This window comes from Streptomyces sparsus (assembly GCF_054776295.1).
In genome coordinates, this window is sequence record NZ_BAAHCA010001333.1 from 1 (window position 1) to 1003 (window position 1003).

Below are 1003 nucleotides of genomic sequence, written 5' to 3' on the forward strand. Positions count from 1 at the left end.
GGGCGCGCCCCCTCGCCCGGCGGAGGGGCCCGCGGCGTCCCCCGAACGGATGCTGCCGGATGCGGGGCGGGCGGCGGCGCGTTCCACTCGGGCCATGAGCACTGACCAGCCGCAGTCCGGCTCCGGAGACGAGCCCCCGGAGCACGACCCCTTCCGCAAGCCGCCCCCGTCCGGGGCGACCGGAGGCCCCGGCGGTCCCGGTGATCCGGGCGATCCCGGCGACTTCCGGGGTGCCGACGGGCCCCACGGCGCTCACAAGTCCGGCGGCGACCCCTACGGGAACCCACCGCCCGGCGGTGACCCCTACGGAAGCCCCGCGTCCGGCGGTGACCCCTACGGCGGGGCCCAGCAACCGCCGTCGGGCGGCAGTCCGTACGGCTCCGCGCCGCCCCCGCCGCCCGGTGGCGGCTTCGGCCAGAACCCCTACGGCGGGGCGTACGGCGCGACCGACCCGCTGGCCGGCATGGCGCCGCTGGCCTCCCGCGGCAGACGGTTGCTGGCGCGCATCGTGGACGCGCTGATCATCGGCATTCCCGTCTCCCTCATCCTGCTGCCGCTGACCGGCGGGCTGGAGTTCACCACGGAGGAGGGCGAGGAGGTCACCTACGGCGGCGGTTACGTGCAGACGCTGGTGACCGCGCTGGTGTACTTCCTGTACGAGGGCTTCATGCTCACCACCCGCGGGCAGACCCTCGGCAAGATGCTGCTGAAGGTCCGGGTCGCCATGCTGGAGAACGGCGCGATCCCGGCCGGCAACCCGGGCTGGCTGCGGGCCGCGGTCTACTCGCTGCCGGCGCTCGTGCCGTGCCTGGGCACGCTCTTCTGGCTGGTGAACGTACTGTTCTGCACCTGGGACAAGCCGTACCAGCAGTGCCTGCACGACAAGGCCGGCAAGACGGTCGTCGTCACGGCCTGACGCACGCCCGGGGCCGGCCGGCACGCGCCGACCCGCCGTCAACAGCCCCGTGCCGGGCGGCGGGTGCGGGCAGGACGGAACCGCGGC

Annotated in this window: 1 protein-coding gene; it reads left to right on the plus strand. The window is 75.2% G+C overall.

Annotation, left to right across the window (positions count from 1 at the left end):
• Positions 1 to 94: 94 nt before the first annotated feature.
• A complete protein-coding gene (locus ACYVE9_RS28250; RefSeq protein ID WP_461030729.1) occupies positions 95 to 916 on the plus strand; it encodes an RDD family protein in 822 nt (273 codons plus the stop codon).
• The last annotated feature ends 87 nt before the right edge of the window (positions 917 to 1003 follow it).